At 35.6% G+C, this 6597-nt stretch carries 5 protein-coding genes; all 5 read right to left on the bottom strand.

The features are described 5' to 3' along the window. Positions 1–531, bottom strand: a 531-nt coding sequence (locus tag P6922_RS06005) for an ESPR-type extended signal peptide-containing protein (RefSeq protein ID WP_276875057.1), incomplete at its 3' end; no start/stop codon positions are given. 728 nt (positions 532–1259) lie between these two features. Then, on the bottom strand, positions 1260–2159 hold the full coding sequence (locus P6922_RS06000; protein WP_276875055.1) for an acetamidase/formamidase family protein: 900 nt from the start codon (positions 2157–2159) through the stop codon (positions 1260–1262). Positions 2160–2418: 259 nt separating this feature from the next. Continuing rightward, entirely contained in the window at positions 2419–2811 is a 393-nt protein-coding gene (locus P6922_RS05995; protein ID WP_007554132.1) for a pyridoxamine 5'-phosphate oxidase family protein, read from the bottom strand. Positions 2812–2943: 132 nt separating this feature from the next. Then, entirely contained in the window at positions 2944–3735 is a 792-nt protein-coding gene (locus P6922_RS05990) for an acetamidase/formamidase family protein (protein ID WP_276875059.1), read from the bottom strand. A 152-nt stretch (positions 3736–3887) separates the two neighbouring features. Next, positions 3888–5333 carry a Na+/H+ antiporter NhaC family protein gene (locus P6922_RS05985; RefSeq protein WP_276875053.1) on the bottom strand — a complete coding sequence of 482 codons (1446 nt, stop codon included), beginning with the start codon at positions 5331–5333 and terminating at the stop codon, positions 3888–3890. Between the last annotated feature and the right edge of the window lie 1264 nt (positions 5334–6597).

Genomic DNA, 6597 nt, shown 5'->3' with positions numbered 1-6597 from the left:
ACCTTCATTACCATTTGTCGTTGCAGCATGTCCGACTGCCAATGAACCTTCACCTACTGCATTAGTACCATAACCATATGCCGTTGCCCCGAATCCAAATACACGAAACTTATTTCCTATGGCTGTTCTATGCTTCAACTCTTGAAGCAAACCAGCTTTATTTCCTGCAACATCATCACCGCTAATCAGGCCCATAAGATACTTAATACGAGGAGCTCCGACATTATCTTTTAGTCCAATCGTACCGTAATCTTCGTCTGTCACCGTATGATTGTTATCCCAGCTAGCTTTATTACCACGGTCTTTATCATACTTAAGATCTCCTGCATGATAAGTACCTATGGTATCCGCATATACGGGGAAAGAAATAACGGATGACAAACTTAAAAAAGTTAATAGAGCAAGTGTCAGATTTCTTTTTCTACTAGTGAAAAATCCTCCGACAGACTTTCCGTCACGTTTCGTAATTTCCGAAACAACCACGTAACAATGACGTACCTTGCTCCAAATAATTTTATGAATTTTGTTCATTTAATTCTCCTTATTTGTTTAATAATTACAAATATATAAAAAGTTTATAAATATATAAATTTAAATATTTCATTCAATTCATCATTATACACTAACTAAATATAATTTGTATATATATTACGTACAATTTATGTGATTAAAATTTTATTTTTATAAAATAATTTATAAACTGCACATATTCATATATCCGCATCAGTTTTACTCCGGATATGATTTTTATGTAAGACTTCTTCCGGTTGTAATATCATTCATTACTTTTCTCACGTTCAATTTATGTTTATAATATTTTTTGCACCGATAATTTATAATTCTTTAAATTGACTTTCAATTTCAAAAGAAATGTTTAATATAAAAACGATAGCTTCAGAAAGTGGTATAAAAGTAATTTTATCAAACTTATAATATTATTCTGAAAAGTATCACTTCCCATTTCCGATTATCATTATATATTAAATTTAAACCTTGCAAATTTAACAAAAAACCGTCAAATATCGAAAAAAATCCGTTCAACGAATAACTACGCACAAGCAAAGTCGCATACCGAATCAAAAAATATCCCAAAATAAAAAAGACTTACTGAATTCTATAAAATACATGGTAAATTACGAATCACAAATACAATATAATATTGACTGCATACAACAAAAATAGGTAAAGTTGCACTTTATTTAACGATTAAAAGCATGCAAAAACCGGAAGCTTTATCACTTCCGGTCAATTTATTTGTTTTAACCTATCAACGGTTTTTTATTCAATACTTTAGGTGTTCCTACTCTGAATGAATTTCCACCGGCTTCAGCTACCAAACATGCTTGGTTTGCTGAAAGAAGTCCTTGAATCGACATGTACATCGATGTATCTGTGTAATCCAATCCATATGCATTGGAAATCAATCTGTGCAGTTCTACATATCCTGAATGAATAGCTTCATCACATGTAGCACCACGTGTATTTACGTAGTACGCATCTTTTGTTTCAAGTACGGGCCAATTGAGTTTGAAGTTTTTAAGTATACTTACTCTTACAATTACTTCTCCGGCTATTTCTATACCGTTTCCGCAAACTTCTCCGTCCGCCATCGTTGCATGTAAATCTCCCATTGCAAGCAATGCGCCTTTTACTCTTACGGGGAACCACATGCGAACACCTTTTTGTATCATCGGATTATCCATATTTCCGCCGTGATTTCCTACAAATCCGGTTGCAATATCTTCTCCGTCAGGAGCTGTACCTATAACACCTACCATCGGTGCTGCCGGCCATACCATATTGTGCTTGTCCCAATATACTTTTCCGTCTTTTATTTTCATTACATGTGTACGCAATTCGCTTTTTGCTGCAAAAGGTCCGCATTCAGGAATTGAACATACCACACCTTGATCTGCAACGGAGATATCCAATATGTCTACTGCAAGTGCATCTCCCGCTTCCGCGCCTTCAATGTATACAGGACCGGCTGCCGGATTCGTATGTTTCCAATCTACCGATGCTGCAACATCTTTTTCCGTCTTTATCTGACCTTCATAACAGTCATGAATAACAAATTTCACAATGTCATTATTTTTTACTGTTGCTACCGGTTTTGCATCCTTTGAAAATGCATAAATTGCACCTTTAACTTCCAACATATGTACCTCCTTTTATAATCAATAATTTTAAAAAATTGAAATTTTAGACTCAAAAATATCTAATAAAGTCATAGTTTAATAGCTTTATTATATATATTTTATTCTAAATTAAATAAAATTGTAACGTATATTTAAAAAATATCTTAGTGTTTTATAATATATATTTTAATTCAATACAAAAAATACCGGAGTCAGTTTAATTCCAACTCCGATATTAATTTCGATCACCTTAAATTATAAAACTTTTGAAGGCTTTAATTTATTCTTCTACATATAATTTTCCTGCTTTAGGACCGGATGCCATTGTATAAATTTTTTTAATTTCAATAATAACTGCTGCAGCTTTCGGACGTACACCGGCTTTTTCTTTTGCGAGTTCCATGTGTTCTTCATCTGTGTAACTCTTTGCTGTTCCGTCAAATCTGAATCCGAAGTTCTTTTCTCTTTGTATGAAAGTAACCGATATTTTTCCGTTTGCTTTGATATTCGCATGATGTTTTCCGTCTGTGTTTTCACAGAAAATAAGATGTGTATCGTCAAGGACTCTCATAGTTCTTTTAGGTCCTACATTAGGATTACCTTCATTGTCGGCAGTTGCAATATATGCCAATTCAGTTTTTACCAATTCTTTCATTTCTTCTGTCAATTTCATGTTATAACCTCCGATGTATATAAATTTATATTGATATTTATCATTATATTATATAGTATAACAAAATTTTCCGAATTCGCAAATAAAAAACTTTCTTGCAAAGTTAAACTTCACAAGAAAGTTTCTTTTATTTTAATCTAAACTTATCAGAGGTTTTTTATTCAATACTTTAGGTGTACCTACTCTGAATGAGTCTCCGCCGGCTTGTTCTACGAGACATGCTTGATTTGCCGAGAGCAATCCTTGTATCGACATGTACATTGCAGTATCCGTGTAGTCAAGTTCATATGCTTGAGATATAAGTCTATGGAGTTCCACATATCCTGAATGAATAGCTTCATCACATGTTGCACCACGCGCATTTACATAGTATGCATCTTTTGTTTCAAGCAAGGGCCAGTTAAGCTTGAAGTTTTTCAAAATTCTTACTCGCACAATTACTTCTCCGGCAATTTCTATACCGCAACCGCAAACTTCTCCGTCACCCATTGCAGCGTGTAAATCGCCCATTGCAAGTAACGCACCTTCCACTCTTACCGGAAACCACATTCTTACGCCTTTCTGAATCATGGCATTATCCATATTTCCTCCATGATTTCCTACAAATGCGGTAGGCATATCTTCTCCGTCCGGTGCCGTTCCTATAACGCCGATCATCGGGGCTGCCGGCCATACCATATTGTGTTTGTCCCAGTATATTTTTCCACCTTCAACTCTCAATCCGTTTGTTCTAAGTTCCGCTTTTTCTGCAAACGATCCGCATTCAGGAACAGTACATACGAATCCTCTATCAGCGACAGATATATCCAATATGTCTACGGCAAGTACATCTCCGACTTCCGCACCTTCAACATAAAGAGGTCCTGCTGCAGGATTGGAGTGATGCCAATCAACTTCGGTAGTAATATCTTTTTCACTTTTTATTTGACCGTCAAAACAGTCTTTAATAATGAATTTTACAACTTCACCGTTTTTTTGCTTTTGCTACCGGTTTCATATCCTTGGTAAACGTGTAGATTGATTTTCTTATTTCCTGCATAAAAATTCCTCCTTTGAAATATTCTTACTAACTCATATTAAAATATAAATCCTGCTATTAAATAAAATACAGCAGTGATTACCGCAAAAATTATCGAATACGGTACGCATGTCGAAGCATGGTATCCAGCTTTAAGTCCGAATACTGATGATGACAGCATTGTGTAGTCACAAATATAACACATATTAGATCCGAAACAACATGCGGAAACAATTGCGGCAGCTACCATGTACGGATTTGCGCCTATTGCTGCAGCTACAGGTACAAGTATCGGGAATGTAATAAGAATAAGTCCCCAACTAAGCGACATAATACATTCAGAAATACAAAATACTAAAAATACGAGTACCGGCAATAAATTCGGATTTACAAATTGTCTTACGGTTTCTGCAAGATAATCAATATATCCCAATCCGATCAAAACATCATTAAGCATGTATGAAGCACAGAACAATATAATCAAACTCATAAATTCTGAAAATCCGCTTACAAGACATTCTTCAACGTCTGAAGCTCCCATAATGCCTCTTAAAAGATAGTAGCCTACAGTTACCGGAATTACTACAACCATTGATGAAACTGTATCGAAATCAAAGTAGAAGAACATTACTACTAAAAATACAATAGGTATAAAAAAGTCCCACAATGTTCCTTTCTTTTTATCTTCAGAAACATCTTCCGCTTCTGCAAATTCTATACATTGTGAAGGATCCGGTTTTTTCAATCCTCCTATTTTCGGTAAAATACCTGCTGCAAAGAGAAATGTTCCGACAATTGAAATCATTGCATAAAAATTGAAAGGTATTGAACGAATGAATGCCATCATTCCTTCGCTTTCAGATACTATACCCGTGGAAATAAAACATCCGCTCATAAATGCAGCCCAAGATGTAATAGGAAACAATACACGAAGCGGTACGGCAAGAGTATGTATAAGATATGCACCTTCTTCTCTCGGTACTTTCATCTCATCATACATAGGTGCCATAATACTTCCGCCTATTGCCATTGTCATGTAGTCGTCAAAAAACAACGGAAATTGTAAAAGCCAAGTTGCCATATTTAATTGTTTTCCCGATTTTATACGTGATTTGATTACTCCGGCGAATGCACCCAATGCACCTGTTTTGTTCAAAAATTTATTAAACACATTCAATGAACAACAGAGCAAAATAAGCCAAATAAAATCTTCTCCTGACATAGTTTTGAAAAGTTGTTCTTTAAAACCGTCAATAAATCCGAGTCCGTGAATCATCGCCAATCCTAAAACATTGGCAAAAATAAGTGTTTCAAGAATTCTTCGGGTAAGAAGAGTATAGAATAGAATGAATAAGACGACCCATGTGCCTGCATTACTTGCAAGTTTTTCCTGTCCGGGTGTGAAATATGCTGTTGCCAAAATCAACAACATTGTAAATCCATAACTAATCCATCGGTGCAATACTGTGTTTTCATCCATAAACTTTTTAAAAACAGCTCTCATACACCTTACTCCTCTCATGAACAATCACAAAATAAATTTGTAAACAATATATAATTGTTAATATTCTACCCGAAAAAAATAGAAAAATAAATATTAAATTTAAAATAATTTATTTATAACTTAATATTTACTTTTTTAAAAATTCTTTTTTTCGTAATGTAAATTATTAATTCAATTTTTAAAAATATTTAAATCACAATATGTATTTTTTCTAATGTATTTTATAATTTATGTACATTTTCAAAAAAATTACTTCACTTACTTCCTAAAAAACTGTTAATAACCTATAATGCATTACTTTGAGTTACGACAAATAAAAAAACACTTTTTTGAGTGTCTTTTTTATTCAGCGGCTTTCTATCAGTGCCGCATAGTGACTCACTGCCTTTTGTGCGTCACTTTCGTTCCTTCAAAAGGCGTTCGTAAGCTGACTTCTGCATGCTACTCACTCTCTTTGTACGTCGCTCCGCTCCTTCAAATCGGTTCGTACGCTATCCCGGGTCCCCCGCTCGGATAGAAAGCCTTTTACATAAATAAAAAAAGCACTATGTTCATCACATGTGCTTTTTCTAATCAGCGGCTTTCTATCAGTGCCGCACAGTGACTCACTACATTTTGAGTGTCGCTTCGCTCCTCCAAAATGTGTTCTCTGCTTAGCGCCGCTCATTACTCACGTATTTTTGTACGTCTCTTCGTTCCTTCAAAAATTGTTCGTAAGCTGGCTTCTGCATGCTACTCACTCTCTTTGTGCGTCGCTTCGCTCCTTCAAATCGGTTCGTACGCTATCCCAAACTTAAATAAATATATATATAGTTATTTTTACGTTTTAAGTTATTAACGCTTTTAGGTGTGTACTCACACTTGCGGCTTTCTATCAGTGCCGCACAGTGACTCACTGCCTTTTGTGCGTTGCTTTCGCTCCTTCAAAAGGCGTTCGCTACTTGCTTCTACATAGCCGATTCACTGCTTTTTATGCGTCACTACGTTCCTTTAAAAAGCGTTCTCTGGCTAGCGCCGCTCATTACTCACGTATTTTTGTACGTCTCTTCGTTCCTTCAAAAATTGTTCGTAAGCTGGCTTCTGCATGCTACTCACTCTCTTTGTGCGTCGCTCCGCTCCTTCAAATCGGTTCGCACGCTATCCCGGGTACCCCCGGTAGGATAGAGTTCCGACAAATAAAAAAGACACTCGCTTGAGTGTCTTTTTTATTCAGCGGCTTTCTATCCTCCCAGGTCGCTTCCAACCAAGTACTTTCGACGTTTGT

The sequence above is a fragment of the Dialister micraerophilus genome (assembly GCF_947090205.1).
Taxonomy (GTDB): Bacteria; Bacillota; Negativicutes; order Veillonellales; family Dialisteraceae; genus Dialister; species Dialister micraerophilus.
This window is presented reverse-complemented; position numbering and strand designations above follow the sequence as displayed.